At 72.2% G+C, this 25,108-nt stretch carries 17 protein-coding genes; 8 read left to right on the top strand and 9 right to left on the bottom strand.

Annotated features, from left to right (window positions below; translation table 11 throughout):
* Positions 1 to 58 precede the first annotated feature (58 nt).
* The gene (locus tag ACT3SP_RS10840; RefSeq protein WP_444587301.1) at positions 59 to 1,468 is read left to right on the top strand and encodes a beta-N-acetylhexosaminidase; all 1,410 of its coding nucleotides are present in this window, start codon (positions 59 to 61) and stop codon (positions 1,466 to 1,468) included.
* Between the two features lie 100 nt (positions 1,469 to 1,568).
* Positions 1,569 to 2,075: a LytR C-terminal domain-containing protein gene (locus ACT3SP_RS10835; protein ID WP_444587300.1), complete on the top strand. Its 507-nt coding sequence runs from the start codon at positions 1,569 to 1,571 to the stop codon at positions 2,073 to 2,075.
* A gap of 140 nt (positions 2,076 to 2,215) precedes the next feature.
* Here ACT3SP_RS10835 and ACT3SP_RS10830 read toward each other — a convergent pair whose 3' ends face one another.
* Positions 2,216 to 4,255 (bottom strand): Ig-like domain-containing protein, encoded by a 2,040-nt coding sequence (locus ACT3SP_RS10830; protein ID WP_444587299.1) that lies wholly within the window; start codon positions 4,253 to 4,255, stop codon positions 2,216 to 2,218.
* 78 nt (positions 4,256 to 4,333) lie between these two features.
* Here ACT3SP_RS10830 and ACT3SP_RS10825 point away from each other — a divergent pair, with 78 nt between their 5' ends.
* Entirely contained in the window at positions 4,334 to 5,926 is a 1,593-nt protein-coding gene (locus ACT3SP_RS10825; protein ID WP_444587298.1) for a maltokinase N-terminal cap-like domain-containing protein, read from the top strand.
* On the opposite strand, the gene ACT3SP_RS10820 is transcribed toward ACT3SP_RS10825, so the two are convergent.
* Positions 5,889 to 6,398: a hypothetical protein gene (locus tag ACT3SP_RS10820; RefSeq protein WP_444587297.1), complete on the bottom strand. Its 510-nt coding sequence runs from the start codon at positions 6,396 to 6,398 to the stop codon at positions 5,889 to 5,891. The two genes, ACT3SP_RS10825 and ACT3SP_RS10820, sit on opposite strands and share 38 nt — an antisense overlap.
* Before the next feature lie 172 nt (positions 6,399 to 6,570).
* Positions 6,571 to 9,978 carry an ATP-binding protein gene (locus ACT3SP_RS10815; protein ID WP_444587296.1) on the bottom strand — a complete coding sequence of 1,136 codons (3,408 nt, stop codon included), beginning with the start codon at positions 9,976 to 9,978 and terminating at the stop codon, positions 6,571 to 6,573.
* Between the two features lie 300 nt (positions 9,979 to 10,278).
* Between ACT3SP_RS10815 and ACT3SP_RS10810 the strand changes: the two genes are divergently transcribed.
* From ACT3SP_RS10810 to ACT3SP_RS10795, 4 genes are all read left to right on the top strand, one after another.
* Complete coding sequence (locus ACT3SP_RS10810) at positions 10,279 to 12,063, top strand: glycosyltransferase (RefSeq protein WP_444587295.1); 1,785 nt, start codon at positions 10,279 to 10,281, stop codon at positions 12,061 to 12,063.
* Between the two features lie 2 nt (positions 12,064 to 12,065).
* Positions 12,066 to 13,316, top strand: a complete 1,251-nt coding sequence (locus ACT3SP_RS10805; protein ID WP_444587294.1) for a CDP-glycerol glycerophosphotransferase family protein — start codon at positions 12,066 to 12,068, stop codon at positions 13,314 to 13,316.
* A 190-nt stretch (positions 13,317 to 13,506) separates the two neighbouring features.
* Positions 13,507 to 14,193, top strand: coding sequence for an IspD/TarI family cytidylyltransferase (locus tag ACT3SP_RS10800; protein ID WP_444587293.1), 687 nt, complete (start codon positions 13,507 to 13,509; stop codon positions 14,191 to 14,193).
* On the top strand, positions 14,186 to 14,893 hold the full coding sequence (locus tag ACT3SP_RS10795) for an SDR family NAD(P)-dependent oxidoreductase (RefSeq protein WP_444587292.1): 708 nt from the start codon (positions 14,186 to 14,188) through the stop codon (positions 14,891 to 14,893). Before ACT3SP_RS10800 ends, ACT3SP_RS10795 begins: the two co-directional genes overlap by 8 nt.
* A 204-nt stretch (positions 14,894 to 15,097) precedes the next feature.
* On the opposite strand, the gene ACT3SP_RS10790 is transcribed toward ACT3SP_RS10795, so the two are convergent.
* The 4 genes from ACT3SP_RS10790 to ACT3SP_RS10775 form a co-directional block, all read right to left on the bottom strand.
* Entirely contained in the window at positions 15,098 to 15,961 is an 864-nt protein-coding gene (locus ACT3SP_RS10790) for an ABC transporter ATP-binding protein (RefSeq protein ID WP_444587291.1), read from the bottom strand.
* Positions 15,954 to 16,901, bottom strand: a complete 948-nt coding sequence (locus ACT3SP_RS10785) for an ABC transporter permease (protein ID WP_444587290.1) — start codon at positions 16,899 to 16,901, stop codon at positions 15,954 to 15,956. The genes ACT3SP_RS10790 and ACT3SP_RS10785 overlap by 8 nt, the downstream gene beginning before the upstream one ends.
* 159 nt (positions 16,902 to 17,060) lie before the next feature.
* Positions 17,061 to 17,870, bottom strand: a complete 810-nt coding sequence (locus tag ACT3SP_RS10780) for a polysaccharide pyruvyl transferase family protein (protein ID WP_444587289.1) — start codon at positions 17,868 to 17,870, stop codon at positions 17,061 to 17,063.
* Positions 17,867 to 19,927 (bottom strand): glycosyltransferase family 2 protein, encoded by a 2,061-nt coding sequence (locus ACT3SP_RS10775; RefSeq protein ID WP_444587288.1) that lies wholly within the window; start codon positions 19,925 to 19,927, stop codon positions 17,867 to 17,869. The genes ACT3SP_RS10780 and ACT3SP_RS10775 overlap by 4 nt, the downstream gene beginning before the upstream one ends.
* 320 nt (positions 19,928 to 20,247) lie before the next feature.
* Between ACT3SP_RS10775 and ACT3SP_RS10770 the strand changes: the two genes are divergently transcribed.
* Positions 20,248 to 22,131 carry a CDP-glycerol glycerophosphotransferase family protein gene (locus tag ACT3SP_RS10770; RefSeq protein ID WP_444587287.1) on the top strand — a complete coding sequence of 628 codons (1,884 nt, stop codon included), beginning with the start codon at positions 20,248 to 20,250 and terminating at the stop codon, positions 22,129 to 22,131.
* Between the two features lie 136 nt (positions 22,132 to 22,267).
* On the opposite strand, the gene ACT3SP_RS10765 is transcribed toward ACT3SP_RS10770, so the two are convergent.
* Both ACT3SP_RS10765 and ACT3SP_RS10760 read right to left on the bottom strand, forming a co-directional pair.
* Positions 22,268 to 23,071 carry a polysaccharide pyruvyl transferase family protein gene (locus ACT3SP_RS10765; protein WP_444587286.1) on the bottom strand — a complete coding sequence of 268 codons (804 nt, stop codon included), beginning with the start codon at positions 23,069 to 23,071 and terminating at the stop codon, positions 22,268 to 22,270.
* Positions 23,071 to 25,092: a glycosyltransferase family 2 protein gene (locus tag ACT3SP_RS10760; protein ID WP_444587285.1), complete on the bottom strand. Its 2,022-nt coding sequence runs from the start codon at positions 25,090 to 25,092 to the stop codon at positions 23,071 to 23,073. The genes ACT3SP_RS10765 and ACT3SP_RS10760 overlap by 1 nt, the downstream gene beginning before the upstream one ends.
* Positions 25,093 to 25,108 lie beyond the last annotated feature (16 nt).

Raw genomic sequence — 25,108 nt, 5'->3', positions numbered from 1 at the left:
GCGTCTCCGTGGCAAACTGGTGCGAAGCCCGATCGACGTCGCCGTCCCAGGAGAAGCAATGCCCGATCCCATCGCCCTCGTCCCGCTGCCGCAGTCCGTCGTCTGGTCGGAGGGCACCTGGGAGACGAACGATCCCTGGGACGGGCTCTCCGTCGGGCTGAACGACTCCCTGCCCGCGCCCGAGTACACCCTCTCGATCTCTCCCGCGGGAGCGGCCCTCAGCGCCGGCAGCGAGGCCGCGCTGGCCGACGGCCGCAACACCTTCGCGCAGATCGTCACCGGCGCGGGCGGCTCGATCCCGTGCGTGACGATCTCCGACCGCCCCGAGCATCCGTGGCGCGGCATGCACCTCGACGTCTCCCGCCACTTCCTCCCCGTGGGGGAGATCGAGACGCTCATCGACGCGATGGCGCTGCACCGCCTGAACGTCCTGCACCTCCACCTCACCGACGACCAGGGATGGCGCGTCGAGATCAAGGGGTACCCGCGACTGACCGAGATCGGCGGACGGCGCGAGCAGACGCTCGTGGGCCACATGGGGGACGACGAGGAGAGCTGGACCTTCGACGGGATCCCGCACAGCGGCTCCTACACCCAGGGGGAGCTCAAGGACCTCGTGGAGTACGCGCGCCGCCGCGGCATCATGATCGTGCCGGAGATCGACCTGCCCGGGCACATGCAGGCCGCGATCGCCGCCTACCCCGAGCTCGGCAACTTCCCCGAGCAGACGATCGGCGTGCGCGAGGTCTGGGGGATCTCCGACCACGTGCTGGGCGTCTCGGACCAGGTCTTCGACTTCCTGCGGGACGTGCTCAGCCAGGTCGCCGACATCTTCCCCGCCCCCTACGTGCACATCGGCGGGGACGAGTGCCCGCGCGTGGAGTGGGAGCGCTCCTCCGCCGCGCGCTCCCGCATGAACGAGTGGGGGCTGACCCGGGTCTCGGAGATCCAGGGCCGGTTCACCCAGTTCGCCGCCGACGTCCTCGCCGAGAAGGGCAAGCGGATCATCGCCTGGGACGAGGTGCTCGAGAGCCACCTGCCCGACGACACCGTGATCATGAACTGGCGCCACGGCAACGGCCTCAAGGAGTCCACGGGCCGGGGCTTCCGCACCATCATCGCCAACAACGAGCACACCTACTTCGACCATTACCAGGCCGGGCCGAAGGACGAGCCGCTCGCCATCGGCGGGATGACCACCGTCAAGGACGTGTACACGGCCGAGTTCTCCCCGCAGAAGCTCGACGAGGACCGGACGACGCTCCTGATCGGCGTCCAGGGCCAGCTGTGGACCGAGTACATGCCCGATGCGGCGCAGGTCCAGTACATGGCGTTCCCTCGCATGTGCGCCCTCGCCGAGCGCGCCTGGGGCTCCCCGCGCCAGAGCTGGGAGGAGTTCGAGGAGCGCCTGCGGGCCCACCTGCCGCGACTGGACGCCTTCGGCATCCGCTACCGCCCCTTGGACTGAGATGCCCTCATCCCATCGCGACGCGCACCCGTACGGTCGCTCCGCGGACGATGTCCGGCGGCGTGACCAGCGCCTCCGCCGCACCCGACGACTCCGGGCGATGCAGCTGGCGATCTTCTCGCTGCTCGCCGTCACCCTGATCGCGATCGGCGTGTACGCCGTCGGACAGCTGCGCACACCCTCGACGGAGCCCGGGGTGATCGATCCGAAGTCCTTCGGGCCGGCGACCGCCGAGCTCGCCTGCCCCGAGCCGGACGCCGTGCCCCTCCCGCCCGAGGACGTCACCGTGACGGTGCTCAACGGGACCACCCGCAGCGGTCTCGCCGGGGACGTCGCGGAGCAGCTCGGCGAGCGCGGCTACGAGATCGCCGAGACCGGCAACACCCGGCGGGCCACCGGTCCGGCGACCATCGTCCACGGCCCCGAGGGGTACCTCGCCGCGCAGTCGCTGCGGGTGCAGGTCGAGGATTCCCAGCTGACGCTCGACGAGGACGTCGAGGGCACGGCGGTGGACCTCCTCATCGGCGACGGGTTCGGGGGCCTGGAGGACGCGTCCGCCGCGAGCTCCGCGCTCGAGGAGCCGGTGGAGACCCCCGAAGGCTGCTGAGCGCCGCTCGTCCCTCGCAGCACGTCGATCAGTCCTCCACCCCACCGACTGATCTCCTACCGCTCGTCCCTCGCAGCACGTCGATCAGTCCTCCACCCCACCGACTGATCTCCTACCGCTCGTCCCTCGCAGCACGTCGATCAGTCCTCCCACGTCCTGCGGTCGGCCTCCATGCGCACGCCGATCCACAGCGAGATGACGCCGCCGAAGAGCAGCAGCAGGATGATGGTGCCGAAGACGACCGCGGTGCCGGAGGAGGACGGCAGCAGACCCACCAGGAGGCTGTTGATCCCGCTGGTCCCCGGCGCGGACTCCGAGTCCGACGCCAGGTCCGGGTCGACGTCCACCACGAGGCTCGCCGTCACCGGGATCCCCTCGCTGTCGACCACCTGGTAGGTGATCGGCGTGGTACGGCCCGTGAAGTCCGCATCGGGCGCGAACGTGATCGCGCCGTTGCCGCCGACGGTGAAGACCCCTTCGTCCGGGATCTGCAGCCGCTTGCCCCAGCCGTCCTCCAGCTCGCCGAGATTCGTCGCCGACAGCGAGCTGATCCGGACCGACTCGGGGACCAGCGGCTGCGATCCGCTGCCCGCGGTGTCGTTGCCGAGCACGTCCACGGTGGCCGAGGACTGCGGGACCACCCGCGCCTCGTCGTCACGGGGCGTGGCCACGAGCGGCGTGATGATCGCCTGCAGCGTCGCCTCGACGGGATTGTCGGCGTAGACGCCGCGGGCGGTGACCACCACGGGCGCGGCCGTCCCGGTGAATCCCTCCTGAGGTGTCATCACCACGGCCCCGGACCCGAGGTCGATCCGCCAGACGCCCTCGCCGGGGACGCTCAGCTCGGTGCCGTCGTCCGAGACCTCGGAGCCCTCGGGGGCGGCCGACGGATCGAAGCGCAGCGAGTCCGAGCTGACGTCACGGATCCCGACGCTCATGTCGAAGCTGAGCTCGGCCTCCGGCGGCCCCGCCTCGGTCCGGGAGCGCAGGATCGGGTAGGCGGTGCTGAGCAGCGCCATCGCCGCGGTGCTCCCCTCGCCGTCCCCGCCGGAGATGCCCATCGGCGCGGTCTCGCGCACCTCCGCGCTCTCGGGGGAGAAGCGCACGGTGGCCTCGGCCCGGTTCAGCTCCCAGACCCCCTGTCCCTCGACGACCACGCGGGTCCCGTCGGTGGAGGCCCGGTAGGACTCGCGGTCGCCCAGGGGCTCGAGGCGCAGCGTCGAGGGATCGACGTACTGCTGCCCCTCCCCCACCACGAAGACGATGTCCTCGCCGTAGGGCGCGGACCAGTCGAGGTCCGAGATGATCGGGACGGTGAGCGAGACGCGACCGGCCCGCTCGACCGCGCCGTCCTCGTCCTCCACCACATAGCGCACCGGATCCAGCTGACGGCCGAGCCCGGGGCTCGCCGGGGTGTGGGTGAGGGTGCCGCCGTCGGCCGAGAGCTGCCAGACACCCTGGTCGGGGACGGTGGCCCGGCTCCCGTCGGACAGCACGGTGGATCCGGCGGGGAGCCCGGCCAGCTCGAGCCGTGCGGAGCCTCCCTCCGGCACGGACCCGGGCAGCGGGATGCTCGAGACCCCGGCGGCCGAGCCGTGCACACCGATCTCCTCGAGCTCGAGGAGCTCGGGCGTCAACTCGACCGGGTGCGAGCGGGTGTCGTGATCCCCGCGGATGGTCAGCGCGATCGGGGTGCTGGGCCCGTCGACGCCGTCGGCAGGGGTGTACACGAGATCCCCGCCGAGCAGGGACCAGATGCCCTCGCCGACCACCTCGAGGCTGCGGGCGTCCTCGCCCATCTGCATCTGCGAGCGCGCGGTCTCGTCCAGGCCCTCCGGCACGGCGAGCCGCGCCGAGTCGAGGACGACCTCGTCCTCGACGTCGTCCTCGATGAGCGACTCCAGCGGGATGCGGGTGATGGAGCCGGGGATCATCCGCAGCGTCTGCGTCTGCGCCGGGAACTCGAAGGGGCCGTCCTCCCCGATCGCCGCGGCGGGGAGCACGGAGCCCAGGGCCAGCGCGGCGGCGGCGCACAGCGCGGCCGCGCGGGCGAGCAGGGTCCGTGATCGCGGCGACCTCGCACCGGCCCCGGCCGGGCGCTCGCCGCGCGGGCGCACCCGCGCGAGGGACAGGAGTCCGCGGGGCGCGCGCGAGGGGCGATGCGGTGGCGGCTCGAGCACCCGGCCAGGGTAGCAACGTGCGGCGGGGAGCCTCCGGGAGACGGTCCGGCGCCACCCGCCCGACCGTAGAGTGGGCGCATGGACGAGACCCGTGCTCCCTCCGCCGGCGCAGGTGACTCCGACGGGACGCCGGGCCCCGCCGCCGCACCCGCCGGCCCCGTCGAGGCCGACGCCGCGCTCCCCGGGGCGGCGCCCGTAGACACAGCGCCCGTAGACACAGCGCCCGACGACACAGCGCCGGACGACCCCATGCTCGACGTCTCGACGCTGCCGCCCCTGGGCGAGATCCTCGAGCAGCTGACCGACCTGCTCGCCGCCTGGATGCCCGCTCAGCGCTGGTACGCGCACAAGGGAGCCGCGGACCCGCGGGCGGAGATCCGCGGCTGGGCCCCGCTGCGCGTCGCCCCGGACCACGTGGTGGTGCTCGCGGTGGTCGCGGCGCACCTCGAGGACGACGCCGAGGCCCTGTACCAGGTGCCGCTCGTGCTGCGCCGGCCCGGCGCCGCGCCGTCGGCCCGCGACGACGGCTCCGAGGTGGGGGTGGTGGCGATCCCCGGCGGTCCGCTGCGCGCTGACGACGCCACCCGGGACGCCGACGGCCGTGCCGCGATCGTCGCCACCCTCGTCTCCGGGGAGGGCGCGATGGGCCCCGGCCTGAACCTCGCCTCCCACCGGACGGTCCCCGACGCCCCGCTCCCCCTCGGACGGGCGATGCGCAGCCGGCTCCTGTCCGGCGAGCAGTCCAACACCTCGCTGATCATCGAGACCGAGGGGGCCTCGCCGCTGATCGTGAAGCTGTTCCGCGTGCTGCAGGACGGCGCGAACCCGGACGTGGTGCTGCAGAGCGCCCTGACCGGGCTCGGCAGCACGAAGGTCCCCGCCGTGGTGGGCTCCGCGACCATCGGCGTCGACGGCCTGCGCACCCACTCGCTGTTCGCGCAGGAGTACCTGCCGGGGGTCGAGGACGCCTGGCGCCTGGTGCTGCGCCTGGCCGCCGCCGGCGAGGACTTCGGCGAGGCCGCCGACGCGCTGGGCACGGCCGTCGCCGCGATCCATCGGGACCTCGCCGCGGCGCTCGGCACGGTCGGCGCCGACGACTCCGTGGTGGAGGAGATGGTGGGCCAGATGCGCGACCGGCTCGCGGAGGTCTCTCTCGCCGTCCCCCGGGTCGCCGCCCATCGGGAGCACCTGGAGTCGCTGCTGGACGCGGCCCTCGGGCATCCGTGGCCGGCCATGCAGCGCATCCACGGCGATCTGCACCTGGGTCAGGTGCTGCTGGTGCCCGAGCGGGGCTGGGTGCTGCTGGACTTCGAGGGCGAGCCGCTGCGTCCGCTCGCCCAGCGCAGCCTCCCCGATTCGCCGCTGCGGGACGTCGCGGGGATGCTGCGCAGCATCGACTACGCCGCCGGTGCGGTGCGGCTGGAGCAGGAGGTCGACGCCGCGGCGTGGGCGGCCGGGGCCCGCACCGCCTTCCTCGCCGGCTATGCGCGGGAGGCGGGATGGGACGCGGGCTCCGCCGCCCTGGCGGTCCTGCTGCGGGCGTTCGAGGCCGACAAGGCCGTCTACGAGGCGCTCTACGAGGCGCGGAACCGCCCGGACTGGCTGCCGATCCCCCTCGCGGCGCTCGAGCGGATCAGCGGATCCGGCGCGGTGGAGGGGTCAGCGGGCTGAGCGCCGAGGCAGGGCTCGTGGTCGCCATCGGGGTGAGCGACCCGGGCAGGAACGGGGCGCTGATCGCCCGCACCGCCGTGCGCACGCCGACGACCACCTCGAGCAGATCCCCGGAGGCATCGACCCAGGTGGCCCCGGCCATGCCATGACCGCCGTGCTCGGAGCGCCGTCGCATCCCCCGGGACGCGGCGATCTCGTGCACGACCTCCAGCAGCCGCCCGGTGGCGCCCTCCGCCTCCGCGGGCTCCCCCGAGCTGACCAGCAGCGCGCTCACGTGGCACAGGGTCTGCAGGCCGTGCCACGCGGAGCCCGAGGAGCGGTCGCGCTCGGGGCGGTGGTCGTGGAAGGCGAGCAGCCCGGGCTGCTCCTCGAGCAGCGCGGTGACCACCGTGCCCAGCAGGTCGTGGATGCGGTGATGGGTGTCGTCCTGGCTCGGGATCGTCGCGGGTCCGTCGGCGGGCTGAGCTGACATCGCTGTTCACCTCTCGCCCTCGCGCCGCATCCGATCTCGGCATCGCTCGTCACCGCCCGGCCCGGGATCGTCCCGGACGGTCGGCGACCAGGGTACTGATCCGCGCCGCCGCTGCCGATGGGGAGAACTCCCCATCGCCGCGGAGCCCGCCCCGCGGCGACGGGGCGCCCTCTCACTCCTCGACGGGCACGAACTGGACCGGAGCGACCGAGGAGTACCGGTCCTGCCGGATGGAGACCACGCCCACGCCGCCGATGAACGGGGCCAGGGCCTGCGGGTTCTTCCCGGGATTCGCGAGGATCACCTGGAACCCGAAGTGACGGAAGGACTCCATCGCGGCGGTGATGAACTTGCCCGCGCCCTTGGAGAACGCCTCGTCGATGATGATCGGCGCGTAGCGCGGGACCTCCTGGCCGGTCCCGGCCAGCTGGTAGCGCAGGGCCGCCGCGAGGCAGAAGGTCGCCAGGCGCTCGTTCTGGCCGCCGGAGAGCGGGCCGCCGGACTCGTGGGCGTGGACCACGGTGCCGGTCGCATCGACCTCCTCGGCGTGGAAGTGCACGTGGCGGCGGACGTCCAGGATCACGCGGGAGACCTGGTCGTCACGGGTGCGGGCGGCCCCGATCATGTCCATCAGGTGGCGCAGCGAGAGGAAGCGCTCCTCGGCCAGGTCGCGGTCCCGGGAGATGTCGTTGAGCGCGGTGTCGGCCACGGCCTCCTCGAGCGCCCGCTTGAACTCGTCCAGGGCCGCCAGGTGCACCGGCCGCATCGACAGCTGCAGGTACCGGCCGGAGTGGAACTCCACCTGGGCCAGCAGGGCGTTGATCCGCTGCAGGCGCTTGCGGATCTCCGCGGGCTCGCGGGCGATGGCGGTGGCGAGCGCCTGCACGTCCCCGAGGGTGTTGCCGGTGAAGAACTCGAAGAAGCGGTCCTCGACCTCGGGCAGCTTCTCCTCCTCGATCCGCTGCAGGATCGCGAGGTAGTCGTCGGCCCCCTCGAGCGTCGGGGCGGTGTCCCCGGCCTGCGCGGGCCAGCGCCGGGAGAACTCGCGCATCGCGGTGCGCATGTCCTCCTCCGCGCGGGAGGTGCGCCGGGTGAGATCCATGAGCTCCGCGTCGAGGGTCGCGGAGGCGTCCTTGGTGACCTGGTCGATGGTGGACAGCACGAGCGTGGGCGCGATCGCGGCGAAGCGCTCGGCGAGCTCCTTCTCCACCTCGGGGTCCAGGGCGGATTCGGCGACCCGCTCGCGCGCCTCGGCCAGGCGCTCCTCGACCCGCTCGGCCTGCTCGGCGATCTTGCCGGCGGTGCGCACCACCTCGAGCAGCTCCTCGTCGGTGTCGGCGATGGACTGCTCGACGTCCTCGATCTGGCGGGCGAGCTCGGACAGCGCCGCGGAGCCGTCCTCCGCGGCACGGACCATGTCGCGCAGGTTCGCGACACGGCGCGCGACGGACGCGGCATCGATGTCGTCCCAGGTGACGGCGCTGATCATCTGGAGCGCGTAGAGGCGCTCACGGCGCCTCTCCCGCTCGGCCTCGACATCCTTGCGGCGCGCCTGGGCCTCGAACAGGGCCTGCTCGGCGCGGGTCCGCTCCTGCTCGAAGACGGCCCGCTTGGCACGGTTGTCGAAGCCGAGCACCCACTGCGAGCGGTCGTTGATCTGCCGGTCGGCGTTCTTCTCGTGCCGCGTGGCCGAGTGCTTGATCTGCCCGGAGCGCAGCACCGCCCGGTTCAGCCGGGTGAACTCCTCGAGGCTCTCCGCACAGGTGTAGTCCATCCGCGAGGCGATCTCGTGGGACAGCCACACGTGGAACTCGCCGTCCTTGACGTCGAGCTTCGCCGCCAGGGAGCGCTCGTCGATGCTCTTGGCGGGGCGCCGCAGATCGGTGTTGACGCGGTTGTAGGAGATCCTCCGTCGCAGCTTCGTGCGGTCGATGACGGCGGCGACCTCGCGGTAGACGCGATCGGGGACCAGGATGGAGCGGGCCAGTCCGCGCAGCGCCTGCTCGGCGGCGGCCGTCCACTCCTCCTCGCCGGTGCGCACCTGCAGCAGCTCGGCGGCGAAGGGCAGCTCGGTGGGGGCGATGCCCACCTCGGAGGCGATGTGGTCGCGCAGGGCGACGTCCTCCGAGTGGAGGTTGGAGGCGCGGGAGGTCAGGGAGGCGAGCTCCTCGCGGGTGCGGGAGAGGGCCTGGCCCAGCTCGCGCACGGTGGCCTCCGCCTCCCAGCGCGCCGCGTCGGCCCCCTTCTCCTCGTCCTCGAGGCTCTCGCGCAGGGCCGTCACCTCGCGCTGCAGGGCCAGGAACATGTCCTCGCCCGCCGGGGTGCGCAGCTCGACGGTCGCCAGCTGCGCGGCGAACTCGGTGCCGCGCTCGCGGCGCCGCTCCCGCTCGACCTCGAGACCGGCGATCTGCTGCTTCCAGTCGTCGATCTCGCCGCCGCCCGCCCGGCGGCGCTGCTCCTTGAGCTGGGAGAGGTCGCTGCGGGCCTCGGCGACGTCCTGGGTGAGCCGGCGCTGCTGCGCCTCGTGACGGTCGCGCTCGAGCTGCAGGCGGTCCGTCTCCTCGCCGAGCAGGCGCACGAGGTGCTGCGCCGCGAACACGTCGATGTCCGCCCGGCGGTCCACCAGCGCACCGCCGCGCTCGCGCATCGCGGTCCAGTCCTGGTGGTTGCCGCGCAGCCCTCGCAGCAGGTCCCGCTGCTCGCGCGCGGTCACCAGCGCCTCGTACACCTCGGAGAGGTTGTGGAAGTTGGCCAGCGCCTGGTCGGCGAGGTCGAAGGTGCGCGGCGCATCGAGCATGTAGTCGCGCAGCAGGGCGTTGACGTCCCCGAGCTCCTTGGCGGACTGGATCTTGTGCAGCAGACCCAGGGCCTTCTCGTCGGGGATGCCCAGCAGCTGGCAGAACGCGGCCCGGTACTCGCGGAACTGGCGGAAGGTCTGGGTGCCGGGGTGCGCGGCCTCGAGCGCCTTGCCCTCGATCTGCGTGGAGACGAAGCGGCGCAGGTCAGTGACGTCCAGCGGCGTGCGGGCGATGACGTACAGGCTCTTGACGTCGGAGTCCGAGGTGTGGCCGGCGTGCAGCAGCAGCAGGCGGGAGAGCTGGACGGTGCCGCCGCGGCCGTCGCTGTAGCGCAGCGTGAGCACCGACAGCGTGGTCTTCTCCCGCAGCACCTCCTGGCTGAACTCACCGGTGGCCTGGTCGTAGTGCATCGCCCAGGCGCCGCGCACGTAGCTGGCCACCGTGCGGCGGTACTTCGAGCGGTTCGGGCCGGCGTCCGAGGCGGCGGCGTTGAACTGCAGGGTGCGGGGCGGGGTGAGCAGCGCGCTGACCGCGTCGAGCAGGGTCGACTTGCCGGTGCCGGGGCCGCCGGTGAGGAAGAAGCCCTTGGAGGAGATCGCGAGATCGTGCGTGCCGTGGAAGGTCCCCCAGTTGGAGATCTGCACGGCGACCAGCCGCCATTGCCCGGGATGGGGGTGGTCGGGGTCGGTCGCCGTCCCCGCCTCGGCGGCGTCGGTCGGGACGCCGGGCAGGTCCAGTCCGTCCTGCCCCTGCGGGATCACGGTCTCTGTCGTCGAAGGCACCCGGCCAGGGTACCGAGTCCGGGCCCGTTCCACGCCCCCTCGCGACGGGCGGGTCCCGGGGCGCGCCGTCCCCTCATGCCCTGCAGTTCACCTGTCGTTCACCTTGCTATAGTCCGACGATCGGGTCTCGCGGGGGCGCCCGCCGCCTCGTCGGCACGACGGACGAGAGCAGGTCGGCCCGCCGGTCCGCGAGGTGGATGCCCGAAGTCCTGTCCGAAGGGAGACCTGTCGACGTATGGCGATGCGCACGCTCCGTCGCCGCCCCGACGCCGTCGGCCGCTCCGACGCCCCCGGGGCGACATGAGCCCGGGGACGCCGCACGACGCGCTCCGGACCCGCCCCGCACCCCTGGTGCTGGGGACCTGGACGGCACCGGCCGAGGGGCCCCTGGCCGAGGCCGGACCGGACGGCTCGGCACCGGCCAGGTCAGCACCGGACGGCTCGGCACCGGCCGTCGCCGCCCCGTGGGAGCAGGCGCTGCCCGCCTCCGTCTGGCGCGGAGTGCTCGGCGATGTCGAGGTGCGTCTCCGGATCGAGACCGGGCCCGGGTCCGGGCCCGCCGAGCTGTGGGCCGCCCGCGACGGCCGACGGCAGCGGCTCGCCGCCTGCCTCACCGCGGACCACCGGGTCCGACTGGGCCCGGACGGGCCGCAGTGGCTGTGGGTCGAGGGTCCGGTCGCCTCCGTGACCTGGAGCGTGGACGCGACCGTGCAGCTGCCGCCGATCTCGGTGGTGGTGCCCACCCGGATGCGGGAGCAGGACGCGACCGCCCAGGCGGAGCGCTTCGCCCGCATGGACTGCGTGCACGAGGTGATCGTCGTCGACCAGGGCGGCACGCTCGCGGGAGATCCCGGGTTCACCCGCCTGCTCGCCGAGCGGCCCGGGATCCGGCTGGTCACCCAGCCGAACCTGGGAGGCTCCGGCGGATACGCGCGCGGGATGCTCGAGGCGGCGAGGACGCCCGATCACGCCGTGCTGTTCTCCGACGACGACGCGGTGCTCCCCGAGGAGTCCCTGCGCCGGATGGCGACGTACCAGGCGCTCAGCAGCACCCGCACCATCCTGGGTGCCCCCCTGTTCTCCGCCGAGCGGCCCGACCGCCTGATCGCCCTCGCCGAGGGGGTCCGCAACGGCGACTTCCAGTGGCACGCCTCCGACGGGGTGCAGTCCCCGGTCGACCTCGGCGGCACCACCCCCGAGCAGTGGGCCTTCCTCCGCCGTCGCGGAGAGCCGAACTACACCGGCTGGTGGGCGACCCTCTTCCCGCCCGGCACCTCCGCCGACCTCGGCCTGCCCGCCCCCTTCTTCCTGAAGTGGGACGACGCCGAGTACGGGCTGCGCGCCACCGAGCACGGCTACCGGCACGTGGTGCTGCCCGGCACGTCCGTGCACCATCCGCCCTGGACCGCGTACCGCACGCAGATGAGCTGGACCGCCCGGGTGCTGCACCGGAACCGCCTGGCGACCGCCGCCGCGCACGGCGCGGGGCGCGGGGTCGTCGCCTCCTCGCTGCTGCACCAGGCCAAGCACGTCCTGTCCGGGCACCTGCTGACCGCGGAGCTCTGGGAGGAGGGCATCGACGCCGTCCTGGCCGGCCCCGAGCAGTGGCTGAGCCGCGACCTGCTGGAGGCGCGGACCCTCAGCGCCGCGGTGGTGGAGGCCTGGAACCGCGAGAACGCGCTCGAGCTGGACCTCTCCCCCACCCGTGACGCCCCGCTGCCGCTCCCGGAGGCGCTGCTCCGCGCGCTGCTGACGATGCTCACGCCCGACGGACCGCCCGGCGACGGCCCTCCCGGCACGGTGCTCGCGGTGCCCGCCGACGAGGTGCACTGGCGCACCACGCTCGGTGCCGACGCCGTGATCGTCACCGGGGAGGACGGCGCGCCCGAGGCGGCGTTCGCGGTGCGGGGCTCGGCCATGCGGCGCGCCGCCGTGCGCACGCTGCGCTCGCACGCCGGCCTCGCCCGGCACTGGCGGAGCCTGTGCGCGCAGTACGGTCGTGCCCTGCCGCGGCACACCACCGCCGCGGCCTGGACCGCGGTGCTCGACGCGGCCTCCACCGACGACCCTTCCGAGAGGACGTGATCATGCCGGCACGCGGCAACGCGCTCAGGCGACGGGTGCGCAGCGCGGGCGGCAAGCTGCTGCGCCGCTTCCGCCTGCTGCCCGGCGGGATGCCCGACGGGATCGGGGACGACGCCGCACTGGCGGGGGCCGCCCTGGACGGCGAGGTGGTCGTCTACTTCCCCGACACCGTGGACAGCCTCTACCAGCTGCGCAGCTGGTACGGGCCGCTGCAGGAGCTGCACCGCGTCCAGGGCGTGACCATCGTGTGCATGGACTCGCGCACCGCCGCGGCGATCCGCGGCGAGGTGCCGCTGCCGGTGGTCACCATCGCGCTGGACGCCACGCTCGACGCGATCATCCTGCGCAGCGGGACCAAGCTGGTGCTCTATGTGAACTACAACCCGCTGAACACCGCGGCCCTGCGCTCGCGCTCGGCGATCCACGTCTCGCTCCTGCACGGGGACTCCGACAAGGTGGTCTCCGTCTCCAACCAGATCAAGGCCTACGACTACTCCTTCGTCGCCGGGCAGGCGGCGATCGACCGGCTCGAGCGGCACACCACGCTGTTCGACGCCCCGGCCCGCTGCATCCCGGTGGGGCGGCCCCCGCTGGACACCGACCGGGCCGAGCTCATGCCGCGCACGGATGATCGTCCCACCGTGCTGTACGCACCCACCTGGGAGGGCGGGCAGGCCTCGGCGGCCTACAGCTCCCTGGCCACCCACGGGATCCCCGCAGTGCGCTCCCTGCTCGACGAGGGCCTGCAGGTGATCTACCGCCCGCATCCGCTCACCGGCGTGCGGGTGCCCGCGTACGGGGAGGCGGATCGCGAGCTGCGGGAGCTGCTCGCCGAGGCGGGAGGGCTCCTCAGCACGGAGCGCCCGCTCCAGCAGGACTTCGCCGACGCCGATCTGATCCTGTGCGACGTCTCGGCGGTCTCCGGGGACTGGCTGCCCACGGGCAAGCCGCTGATCATCACCCGGCCCGCGGACCCCCATGCCCGTGACGCGGCGACCGAGCTGCTCGGGGTCGTCCCGCGCCTGCTGGAGGCGGAGGCCGGGACGGCGGGGACCGTCGCGCGAGGGCTGATCGAGCACGACCCGCTGCGGGAGAAGCGGATCGAGCTGACCGAGTACTACCTCGGCGACATCACCCCGGGCAGCTCGCTGCGGCGATTCCTCGACGCCTGCCGCCGTCTCGCGGCGCGACGCGACGAGCTGTGGGCGCGGATCCAGGACCAGGAGGGCACGACCACCGCGGACCCGACGTGACTGCGGGACACGAGCCGATGCGAGGTGCAACTCGCCGCCCCACCTCCGCGTGCCGCCCAGATCCGGGAGCCGGGGCTTGTACAGTGATCGGCACGTGTCGCCCAGGTGGCGGCGCGTTGAACTCGACGGAGGCGGTCCAGCGCCGTGGCTCCCCACGGCAGCGCCGCCGCACCGCACGAAGGGCATCCCTATGTACTCACTCATCCTCCTCAACGGAGGAGTCGGCAGACGCACCGGCGCCGACGCACCGAAGCAGCTGCTCAAGCTCCGCGGCATCCCGATCCTGGTCTACACCCTGGTGACCGCGGACCGGGTGGAGCAGATCTCGCAGATCGTCCTGAACTACCCGGCGGACTGGCGGGAGGACGTGGAGGAGATCGTCGAGGCCTATGCGATCTCGACCCCCGTCACCCTGGTCGAGGCCGGAGAGACCCGGCACTCCTCGGTCGCGGCGATGGTCTCGCACTGCACCAACGACGACGTCATCATCCACGAGTCCGCCCGCCCGCTGGTGCGGTCCGACGACTTCCAGCGGCTGATCGACTCGGAGCACGAGAACGTCTCCCTGATGTCGGAGATCTCCTTCACCGTGGCCCCGGTCGATCCGGAGACCTCGGCCGTGACCGGGTCGCTGGACCGCTCGCGGCTGCGCAACGTGCAGCTGCCGCAGAAGTTCTCGAAGGCCGACCTGCAGGACGCGCACGCGAAGGCGCTCGACCAGGGCGTCGAGTTCACCGAGGACGCCACCCTGGTCGCCGACTTCGGGTATCCGGTCCACTTCATCGAGGGCTCGGACGTGAATCTCAAGGTGACCACCAAGACAGATCTGAAGCTGGCAGGGTTCCTCCTGCGACCCGAGGAGGACGACGATGAGTAAGACCGCGCTCGTCACCGGAGCATCCCGCGGAATCGGCCTCGAGACCACTCGACGCTTCATCCTCAAGAACGACGACATCACCACCGTGGTGATGTTCGCGCGCGCCTCCGAGGACTTCGACGCCAATGTCGCCGCCCTCGAGGCGGAGCTGCCGATCGGGCGCAGGGTCGTGCCGATCTCCGTCGACGTCGGCGATCGGGACGGTCTCAAGCAGTCCGTCGCCGAGGCCTACGAGAAGGTCGGGAACATCGATGTGCTGGTCAACAACGCCGGGTACACCAACCCGGTGCCCCTGCAGCAGGTCGACATGGACGACTTCGAGAAGACGATCAACGTGAACCTCTACGGACCGTTCACCATCGTCCAGTCGCTCCTGAACCTGGGCAATCGCTTCGACCTGATCGTCAACATCGCCTCGACCGCCGGGATCAGCGGCCGGTCCGGCTGGCTCACCTATTCCGCCTCGAAGGCGGCCGTGATCAACATGAGCCAGGTGATGCGGGAGGAGCTCGCGATCTACGGGACTCGCGTGGTGTGCCTGTCCCCGGGCCGCACCGCGACCGCCCTGCGCAAGACCCTCGCGCCCGACGAGGATCCCAGCACCATCATGCAGCCCGAGCATGTCGCGCAGGTCATCAACACCATGGCCTCGCCCGTGGGTCGCTTCATCGACTCGGAGAACATCGTCGTGCGGCAGTGACCCCGCCCGTGGCGCCCACGGCGCCGCGGACTCCACGAGGGCGCCCCCGACCCGAGGTCGAGGGCGCCCTCGTCGTCGTGCGAGCGTCGGACGGAGCGGGTGAGCAGGTCGACCGCCGCGCCGGGGCCGGTCCGGCGGAGCCGATGCCTGCGACCGGAGGGTCGGCTCGACGCGACGCCCGCGGACGCGCCGTGGGCGCGCGCCTCACTTCTTCGCGCGGGCGAACTCCTTGTGCTGCGCGACGAACTGCTTGTAGCGGCCGCAGACCTCCTTGGGGTCCCCATCCATGACGAGCTTGCCCTCATGCACCCACAGCACGCGGGTGCACATGTTCTGGACCGTCGCGAGCGAATGGCTGACCAGGAACACCGTGCCGGCCGACTGCCGGATCTCGTCCATCTTCGCCTTGCTCTTGGCGCGGAACCCGGCGTCCCCGGTGGCGAGGGCCTCGTCGATCATCAGGATGTCCGGGACCGCAGAGGCGGAGATCGCGAACCGCAGGCGGGCCCCCATGCCCGAGGAGTAGGACTTCATCGGGAGGTTCACGAAGCTGCCGATCCCGGCGAAGTCGACGATCTCCTGGAATCGTGCCTTGACCTGCGCTGGGGTGAGTCCGAGGGCGAGCGCGCCGATCATGATGTTGCGCTCACCGGTCAGGTCCTTCATGAGCACCGCGTTCACGCCCAGCAGGGCCGGGTTCCCGGCCACGTGGACGGTGCCGCCGGCCAGCGGGATCAGCCCGGCGATGGCGCGCAGCAGGGTCGACTTGCCCGAGCCGTTGACCCCGATGATGCCGATCGCCTCGCCGTGGTGGGCGGCGAAGGTGATCCCTCGGACCGCCTTGACCTCCCGCACCGCCGGATCCTTGGCGCCCCGGCTCAGCAGCCGCCCGAGCACGCCGCGCTTGCGGCCGGGCCCATGGCCCACCTTCTTCGCGCCGAAGACGCGGTAGGACACGTGCAGGTCGTTGACCAGGAGGGAGAGCCGGTCGGAGGCGACCTCCACCAGCGGGGTGGTGTCGAGGTCCTCCTGGTCGATCTCGAAGTCGACCTCGTCGATGTCAGTCACGTCCGTAACGCTCCTCTCCGCCCCAGAAGATCAGGAAGCCGACCACGCTGAAGAGCACGGCCCAGACGGCGCCGAGCAGCCACATGAAGCCGTCGGGCTGGTACGCCGGCTCGTTCAGCAGGCAGGAGCGCACGAGGTAGAGGTACACCGCCACGGGCTGGTACTCCATGATCCACCCCCAGCTGAACTGGCCGAGGTAGCGGTCGATGGAGAAGATCACGCCCGAGGAGTACATCAGGATCCGCATGAAGTGCGGCAGCAGGTTGTCGAGATCGGGGGTCATCGCGACCCAGCGCGCCACCATGAAGGCGCAGCCGGTGGAGAACGCCCACATCAGCAGCACCGCGGGGAACAGCAGCAGCCAGTACCAGTCGATCGTGACCTCCCCCGCGATGGGGAGGAAGCCGGAGACGTACGAGATCACGCACATGACCACGAGCGCGGGGCCGAGCACGGTGAGCTCTGCGAGCACGCCGGCGATCGGGAGCACGGCACGGGGGAAGTGCACCGAGCGCACCAGGTTCATGTTCTTGTTCAGCGAGTGGGCGCCCGCCATGACGGAGCGCTCGAAGAACCGGAACATGAACACGCCCACGACGATGAAGGCGATGGTGTTCTCGATGCCCTCACGGCCGACCCGCAGGATGAAGCCGAAGATCAGCACGTACACGGAGGCGTTGATGATCGGGGAGAACAGCGCCCAGACCTGCCCCAGATAGGTGTTCTGGTTCTCCGCGTAGGCCTTGGAGACGGCGAGCACCCCGATGAAGCTCCGGCGCTTCCACAGCTCGCGGACGTACGGGATCAGGCGGGGCCGGATGCCGATCTGCTCGAGCTCGTTCTCACTGACGGCCTGCTCCACCGATTCCGGGGTGAAGGTGCGCTCGAGCGGCGGCGGCACCTCCGGTGCCTCCACCTGCCCTGCCTGAGAAGCGGCCAAGACACTGCTCCAATCGCGCCGACGGTGTTGCTTCGCGGCCATGGGGTCGCAACCTGGCGTTCATCATAACGACGCGCGTCCCCATCCTCGGACCGGCGCGACGCACCTCACCCTGGCGTCGACGGCGCGCCGTCCGATCCTCCCACGTCGCGCGTCCGGTCAGAATCGCTCCAGAGCGGAGATCAGACCGTTCTGCAGCCGCTCGAGGTCCTGGGGCCGGACGTAGCGGGAGTGGACGCTCTCGAGCACGTCGTCGAGGTGCACCGGCGTCCCTCCGGCCGGCACCTCGACCTCGCGGTACCGGCTCGCCCCCGAGAACGCCGAGTAGTAGTCCCGGAACTTGTACAGGCCTCCGCCGATCCTGCCGCCGAGTCTCACGTGCGCATTGGGCACGCCCAGGGCATCGGAGAAGATCAGTCCGTGCAGGCTCGAGGAGAGGACCGCCTCGCAGGACGCGATCTCCCGCGCGACCTCGGACGGGGTCCAGCCCACGTCGATGATGCGCACGTCCGTCCCGAGCGCCCTCATCGTGGCGACGAAGGGTGCGGACGCGTCCCGATAATGGGGGATGACACCCAGCGCGTACCGGGTCCTCACGGTCCCCTCCAGCAGGAGCGGCGCGAGCAGGCCGGGGTCGCCGAGGGCGATCTCCCGCTCCGTGACCCCGTCGACACGGGCCAGCGTCCGCCGGCCCCGCACGGCGAGGGCATCGAGGGCGGCGCGATCCGCCCCCTCCTGTCCCGCGCGCATGAATCCGCTTCCCCACATCCTCGGACGGTTCCCCCTGCCCTGGTCGAGGACGATCTGGATCACCGACCCGGCGCCGACGAGCTCGCACGAGTCCGCGCCCGCCCAGACCACGCGCCGACCGGTGATGCGCTCCACCAAGGGAGCGGTGAGCTCGTCACCGAAGTTCAGTCGGTGCGGGTGCTTCCATCGCCACCAGAAGGTACGGATCGGCGCGCTCACCGCGGAGTCCTCCGGATCCGTCTCGCGACCGAGCGCGCGGCCGGGCCGAGGACCGGGAGATCCCTGACGGTCCCGCCCAGACTGCTCGCGGCGACGCGCTGCACCGAGTCGGAGGCGAGGGCGCGCAGTCGCCCTCGGCCCCCGCCGGAGGATCGCGCCGCACCGGGCTCCTCCCGAGCGTCCGGGGCGCGGAGCACCTCGACGCCCCCGCCCTCGATCTGCCGGAGCCCGAACCCCGCTGCCCGGGCGGACCAGAAGGAGGTGCCCGTGATCGGCACGGGGGCCGGCACGCCTCCGAGCACCGAGCTGACCGTCAGGGTCGCGCCGACCGTGCCGGGGCTCAGCGGCAGCCGGAGGCCCACCAGGCGGTCGCCGAGGCGGACCGCCGGGAGGAGGTGTCGGCCGCCGCTCGGCGCGACTCCGAGGAGATGCCCGAAGTACTCGTCCTCGGCCGAGGGCTCCCGCGTGGTCCGCACCAGGAGCACGGCGCGCCCGTTCTCGTCGAGCGCGAGGCCCTCCGCGCGAGCGAGCGCGATGTCCTTGTGCAGCGTCGCGCCGCTGTCGATCGACAGGTTGCCGCGGCCCTTGGTGAAGTAGGCGAGGAGCGGGCCCTGCGAGGTCGGCGACTGCTCGCCCATGGTCCCGTCCATGTTCGAGACCCCCTCGGGCTCGATCGTGCCCGCGCGGTCCGCACCGATCCGCACCTCCTTCTCCCAGCTGCCGACGCGCAGGACCGCGTACACGTCCCAGACACCTCGGGCGAGCCCCTCGGCCCGGCCGCGCACGAAGCAGGCACCGGGCGCGACGGCGCGATCCTCGTCGAGGGTCTCGAGGTCCCGCACCTCGTCGGTGCCCCGCTTGCGGGCCCGCAGCAGCACCGCGTCGGGGGCGCCGTCGAACTCGGCGAGGGTCAGCGAGACCGCGGCGGTGACCGCCGCGCCCTGGACGGCCACGTCCTCGAGGCGACCGGTGACGCTCGGAGGGGACGCCTCCCGCTGACCCTCCGGCACGAGGCCCTGCAGCGAGTCCGGGAGCTGCTGACGGAACCGGCCGGCCTGCCATCGCGTCCGGATCCTCGGGTTCTGCGCCCGGAACTCGATGTACGCGCTGAGCCCCTCGAGGTTCTCCGACATCAGGAGGTCGAGCTTCGTGCGGATGTCGGCGCGCAGCTGGGCCCGGGCGCCGTCCGTGTACAGGTCGGAGAGCTCCGTGCGGATCCATCGGGCCAGCTCGACCTGTTCGTCCGCGGGGAGCTTCAGCCAGCGGCGGTCCAGGGCGCGCGGCAGCGACCACCCCAGGGGACGGCCCAGCAGCCCGTCGCGCAGCGCACCGGGCTCCGTGTGCTCCTCGATCACCGCGGCGAGCCGGATCGCCGTCAGGGCATGGGAGGCCGCGGACTGCCGGGTGAGCGTGATGTTGCCGCGATCCTCGCGATGCCTGGTGATGTAGTAGTCGCGGTCGGCGAGGATCGAGATCTTCCGGGCGTTGAGGTAGGCCGCCGCCATGAAGGGCTGGTCCTCGCCGACCTTCTGGTCCTCGGGGAATCGCAGTCCCAGCCGCTCGATCAGGGCGCGGCGGATCAGCTTCGTCGGCCCCAGGGTGTTGAACACCCTGTCCCTGAGCAGGTCCGCATCGAGGACGGTCCGCTTGAACATCCCCATCGGCACCCGGCGCCCGTCCGAGCTGCCGAGCTTTCCGAGCACCACGTCGGACTCCTCGTCGACGGCGACGTCGACCATCCTCTCCAGCGCCTCCGGCGGCAGCAGGTCATCGGCGTCGAGGAAGAAGACGAAGGTTCCGCGGGCCACGGCGATGCCGGGGTTCCGACCGCCTCCGGGGGTGCCGGAGTTCTCCTGGGTCAGCACGGTGATCCGCGAGTCCGTGCGCGACAGCTCGGCGAGGACGGCATCGCTGCCGTCCGTGGACCCGTCGTCGACCACCACCAGCTCCACCCGTTCAGGAGAGAGCGTCTGCTCGAGGACGGATCGGATCGCGTCGCCGACATAGTCCTTCGCATTGAACACGGGGATGACGACGGAGACGTCGGGGGCGGTCATCTGGGGCACCTCGCACAGCTCTGGGGTCCCGATCGAGACGATCGGCGGCGCCGCGGCACCGGACGGCTCGAGGGCGCCGGCGGCGCCCGCGTCCCGTACTGCTGACGCCGGGAAACATACCAAACCGGCCCTGCGGGGCTCGCCCGGGCCGGGGAGGAGGCCGACATCCGCCGTCCCGGCGGCCTCCGTCAGTAGAGTGGGGCCGCGGCGGAGGCCCAGCGCCCGCTCCCTCGTCGGGAGCACCCCTCCGACCCCGAGCGCTCGCGGCAGCTGCCCGAGTGCTCTACGCAGCACCTAATCGCCGAAGGAGCCTCCCGCAGATGAGTCAGAGCACGACCACCGAGAGCGAGCCAGCGTCCGGGCACAGGATGACGATGCCCTGGGGACGGATGGCCAGCCTGCGACGTCGGCTCACCCAGACGCTCTGCGCCCTGCTCCCCCTGGTGCTGCTCGCCGCCGGGCTCCATCCCGCGATCGCCGTGCTCCCGGCGGCCTATCCGTTCTTCATCCTGATCCGCCGCGGCTTCCGCCGCCTGCGGAAGCAGGTGGGGCGGACAGGGCTCTCCGGCGAGCACGGCATCCGCATCGTGCTGGCGCTGCTCCCCCTCGGGGTCGCCTGGAGCCTCGGCACGGCCGGTCCGGTGGGGTGGATCGCGGCGGGGCTGTTCACCACCCTCCCGCTCGCCGAGCTGGTGGTCACCCGCGTCGCCCCCGGGCGCAAGCTGCGGGTCTCCAACCTGCCGGGGATCCAGGACACCCGCCCCCCGATGTTCCCGGTGAACCTGATCATGATGGTCGACCTCTCGCTCACCGCGCTGGCCGTGCTCCTGCTGCTGGTGCGGGTCCCGGCCGGCGCCCTCCTCGCACTGCCGCTCCTGGCCCTGCTCCTGGCCGGGATCTCCGCGCTGGACTCCTATCGTCGGATCCGCGAGTCGGTCGACTCCGACAACGACCTGTACGGCGCGGTCGAGGCCTACGATCCGAAGTTCGTCCTCTACTACGGGGTGCCGGCCGGCTCCTCCTACCAGGTCGGCATGTGGATCGACTACCTCGAGCGCATCGGCGAGCGCTTCATCGTCGTGCTGCGCCGGACCTCCGCATTCCGCGAGATCTCCGCGCTCACCGACGCCCCCGTGGTGGTGCGCACCAACATCTGGCAGCTGGACGACGTGATCACGCCGACCATGACCGCCGCGTTCTACGTCAACAACTCCGCCCCCAACGTCCACCTGGTGCGCTACCCGCACATGACCCACGTCCAGCTGCTGCACGGCGACAGCGACAAGGCCTCGAGCTTCAACCCGGTCACCGCGCTGTACGACAGGATCTTCGTCGCCGGCCAGGCCGCCATCGACCGCTACGCGAACAACGGCGTGAACATCCCGCTGGAGAAGTTCACCATCGTCGGGCGCCCCCAGGTCGAGACCGTCGAGCAGCAGGGACCCGACAACATCCCGGTGAGGACCGTGCTGTACGCCCCCACCTGGGAGGGGCACTACGCCGACACGAACTACGGCTCCCTCCCGGTGGGCCCCGACCTGGTGCGCGCGCTGCTGGCCCGGGGCACGACCGTGATCTTCCGCCCCCACCCCTTCAGCTACCGCAATCCCGAGGCGCTGCTCACCATCCGCGAGATCCACCGGCTGCTCGAGGAGGATGCACGGACCAGCGGTCGCCGGCATCTCCACGGCGCGCCCGCGGAGAAGGAGCTGGACGCCTTCGGCTGCTTCAACGCGGCCGACGCGATGATCTCCGACGTCTCGTCGGTGGTCCCGGACTTCCTGAACTCGGGCAAGCCGTACGGACTGGTCACGATGACCTCGACCGTCGCCGAGTTCGAGCAGGCCTTCCCGCTGGCCCGCTCCGCCTATGTCATCACCCGGGACCTCAGCGAGCTCGACGCCGCGCTGGACGAGCTCCTGGTGCACGACTCCAAGTCCGAGCAGCGCAAGGCCACCCGCGAGTACTACCTCGGCCCGTTCTCACCGGAGAACTACGCGGATGCCTTCGTCGAGGCCGCGCGCCATGTCGTCCAGGTCGAGCGCAAGCCCGTCGCGGCGCGCGACGCCCAGGTCGAGGACGAGGCCGCCGGCGGCGCGCCGCGCAGCGCCGACGGCGAGGCCGGCACCGAGAGCGACGCGGGCGCGGACGGCGAGGGCGAGAGCGAGAGCAGCACCGACCCCGACGGCGAGAGCACCGACTGAGGGCGATCGGCCCGGCGGCCGGCCGGGCATCGCCGACCCGGCAGCCCCGACCGGGCATCGCCGACCCGGCAGCCCCGACCCGGCAGCGCGGACCGACGGCAGCGGGGTCGGGGGCCTCACGCTCCCGACCCGGCCCTCACAGCGCGCTCAGGGCGCGGACCAGACCGTCCTGCAGGTCCTGGAGGCCCTCCGGCTCCGCGTAGTGCTCGACCACGTCGTCGACGACGCCGGTGAGGGTCAGCGGGCTCGTGGTGGGCACGGTGTACTCCCGATACCGGTCTGCGACGGGGTACGCGGAGTAGTAGTCGCGGAACTTGTACAGTCCGCCCTTGAGCCTGTCGCCGAGGCGGATGTGCGCATTCGGCACGCCCAGCGAGTCCGAGAAGATGAGCCCGTGCAGGCTCGAGGAGATGACCGCGTCGCACGCGGCGATCTCCCGGGCGACCTCCTGGGGCGTCCAGGCCACGTCGATGATCCGCACCCCCGAGCCGAGGGACCGCATCCGCTCCACCACGGGCGAGGAGACGTCGTGGTAGTGCGGGATCACGCCGAGGGAGTAGCGCTTCCTGACGGCGCCGTCCAGCAGCAGCGGGGCGAGGATCCCCGGATCGCCGAGCGCGATCTCGCGGGAGCTCAGGCTCTCGACGCGGCCCAGCGTGGAGCGGCCGCGCACCGCGAGCGCGTCCAGGCGCGCAGGCTGCTCGCCCTCGGCCTCCGCGCGGATGAAGCCGCTGCCCCACACCCGCGGCTGGTTCTGTCCCTGCTTGCGCAGGATCATCTGCACCACGGACCCGGCGCCGACGAGGTCGCAGCGGTCCAGAGGGGCCCAGGTGACGCGCCGACCGGTGAGGTGCTCGACGAGGGGCGGGGTGAGCTCGTCCCCGAAGTTCAGCCGGTGCGGGTACTTCCACCGCCACCAGAAGGTCGTGATCGGGGCCATCAGGAACGACGCTCCCGGACGGCGCGGACCGCGCTGGTCAGCGCGGGGCCCACGACGGGCAGCCCCTTGACCACCGGCACCACGCGCTCCCGGACGCTCCTGCGCCGCGCACCGGCCACGGCCGCCTCCAGGCGCGGCAGGACGTGGCGGTCCCGTCCGCTCTCGGCGGGAGCGGTGACCTGGAGCCCGCCCTCCTCGGTGAGCTTCAGCCCGAACCCGGTGGCGCGGGCGGGCCAGAACTCGGTGCCGGTCGCGGGCAGCGGAGCGCTCACGCCCCCGAGCACGGCGGTGACGCTCAGGGTCACGCCGACGTCCTGGGCCGTCACGGGCAGGCGCAGCCCGAGCAGGCGCTCCCCCAGCCGGAGGACGGGCAGGAGCTGCCGGCCGCCGTGCTGTCGCGGGTCGTCGAGGTGCGCGAAGAACTCGTCGCCGGCGACCGGTGCGCTGCTGGTGCGCACCAGCAGCAGCGCGCGCTCGTTCTCGTCGACCGTGAGGCCGACCGCTCGTGCCCGGCCCAGGTTCCGGTGCAGCACGGCGCCGCTGTCGATCGAGAGGTTGCCCGGCCCCTGGGTGAAGTAGGCGAGCACCCGGTCCTGCGGCTCGGGGTCGTCGGCGAGGTTGGAGTCGCCCTCGGGCGGGATCGCGCGCGCACGGCTCGCGCCCAGGCGGACCTCCTTCTCCCAGTCCCCGACCCCGACCACGACGAAGAGGTCCCAGACGCCGCGGTCCAGACCGTCGTGGACGGCGGTGAGCGCCGAGGAGCGGGTCCGCGGGGCGAGATCCACCGAGGTGGTGCGGAGCTCCTCGACGTCCTCGGTGTCGCGGCGACGCGCGCGCAGCCCGAGGGCCTCGGGTCCGCTGTCGAGATCGGCGATCTTCACCGTGGCCGAGACCGTGATCTGCCGTCCGCGGACCCTCACGTCCTCGAGCCGGCAGGTGACCTTGGGCGCCGTGACCACCCGGTCCTGCTCGGGGACGAGGGGCTCGAGGTGGGCCGGCAGGCGGCGGACGAACCGGCCGTCCCGCCGTTCGATGCTCCGCTCGGGCTTCGAGGCGAGGTGCTCGCAGTAGGCCTGCAGGCCGTCCAGCTCGCCGGCGAGCAGCAGGTCCAGCAGGACTCGCACGTCCTCCTTGATCCGCGCGCGCACGCCGTCGGTGTACAGGTGCGCGACCTCGCTGCGGAAGCTCTCGGCCAGGCGGCCCTGCTCCTCCCGGTCGATCGTCGTCCAGCGGGAGTCCAGGGCGCGCGTCATGGTCCAGCCGAAGGGGCGCTTGAGCAGGGCGTCGCGCCGCTCCCCGGGCTCGGTGTACTGCTCGATGGTGCGGGCCAGCCGGACCGCCATCATCATCTGCGTCTCCGACGTCCGCCGGGTCAGCGTCAGGTTGCTGCCGTCCTCGCGGTGCCGGATCACGTAGTAGTCCATGTCCGAGAGGATCGAGATCCTGCGGGCGTTGAGGTACACGGTCGCCATGAACGGCTGGTCCTCCCCGATCTTCTGGTCCTCGGGGAAGCGGAGGTCGAGCCGGTCGATGAGCTCGCGCCGGATGAGCTTGGTGGGTCCCAGGGTGTGGAACACGTTGTCCTCGACCAGATCGGCGTCCAGGACGGTCCTGGTGAACATCGAGGCGGGGGCATGGCGCTTGTCGGTGCTGGTCATCCTGCCGAGGACGACGTCCGCGCCCTCGCTGCGCGCGGTCTCGACCATGCGGCGCAGGGCGTCCGGGGTGAGCCGGTCGTCGGAGTCGAGGAAGAAGACGAACTCGCCGCGGGCGCGCCCGATGGCGGGATTGCGTCCCCCGCCCGGGGTGCCGGAGTTCTCCTGGGTGATCACCGTCATCCGCGGGATCTCCTCGGCCAGCTCGGCGAGCACCACGTCGCTGCCGTCGGTGGAGCCGTCGTCGACCGCGAGGATCTCCACGACCTCGGGGTCGATCGTCTGGTCCCGCACGGACTCGATCGCGTCGCGCACGTAGTCCACGGAGTTGTACACCGGGACGATCACGGAGACCTGGAGGGTCATGGGCACGGTCCTCGTC

This window comes from Brachybacterium sp. AOP43-C2-M15, from assembly GCF_052446295.1.
GTDB lineage: Bacteria > Actinomycetota > Actinomycetes > Actinomycetales > Dermabacteraceae > Brachybacterium.
The sequence above is the reverse complement of the archived record's forward strand: the minus strand, read 5'-3'. Positions and strand labels throughout refer to the sequence as shown.

Excerpts from the sequence above, each read along its gene's own strand:
- ACT3SP_RS10805 (WP_444587294.1), top strand. The coding sequence starts at position 12,066 with ATGCCGGCACGCGGCAACGCGCTCAGGCGACGGGTGCGCAGCGCGGGC.
- ACT3SP_RS10825 (WP_444587298.1), top strand. The coding sequence starts at position 4,334 with ATGGACGAGACCCGTGCTCCCTCCGCCGGCGCAGGTGACTCCGACGGG.
- ACT3SP_RS10765 (WP_444587286.1), bottom strand. The coding sequence starts at position 23,071 with ATGGCCCCGATCACGACCTTCTGGTGGCGGTGGAAGTACCCGCACCGG.
- ACT3SP_RS10760 (WP_444587285.1), bottom strand. The coding sequence starts at position 25,092 with ATGACCCTCCAGGTCTCCGTGATCGTCCCGGTGTACAACTCCGTGGAC.
- ACT3SP_RS10840 (WP_444587301.1), top strand. The coding sequence starts at position 59 with ATGCCCGATCCCATCGCCCTCGTCCCGCTGCCGCAGTCCGTCGTCTGG.
- ACT3SP_RS10800 (WP_444587293.1), top strand. The coding sequence starts at position 13,507 with ATGTACTCACTCATCCTCCTCAACGGAGGAGTCGGCAGACGCACCGGC.
- ACT3SP_RS10770 (WP_444587287.1), top strand. The coding sequence starts at position 20,248 with ATGAGTCAGAGCACGACCACCGAGAGCGAGCCAGCGTCCGGGCACAGG.
- ACT3SP_RS10795 (WP_444587292.1), top strand. The coding sequence starts at position 14,186 with ATGAGTAAGACCGCGCTCGTCACCGGAGCATCCCGCGGAATCGGCCTC.
- ACT3SP_RS10810 (WP_444587295.1), top strand. The coding sequence starts at position 10,279 with ATGAGCCCGGGGACGCCGCACGACGCGCTCCGGACCCGCCCCGCACCC.
- ACT3SP_RS10775 (WP_444587288.1), bottom strand. The coding sequence starts at position 19,927 with ATGACCGCCCCCGACGTCTCCGTCGTCATCCCCGTGTTCAATGCGAAG.
- ACT3SP_RS10820 (WP_444587297.1), bottom strand. The coding sequence starts at position 6,398 with ATGTCAGCTCAGCCCGCCGACGGACCCGCGACGATCCCGAGCCAGGAC.
- ACT3SP_RS10835 (WP_444587300.1), top strand. The coding sequence starts at position 1,569 with ATGCAGCTGGCGATCTTCTCGCTGCTCGCCGTCACCCTGATCGCGATC.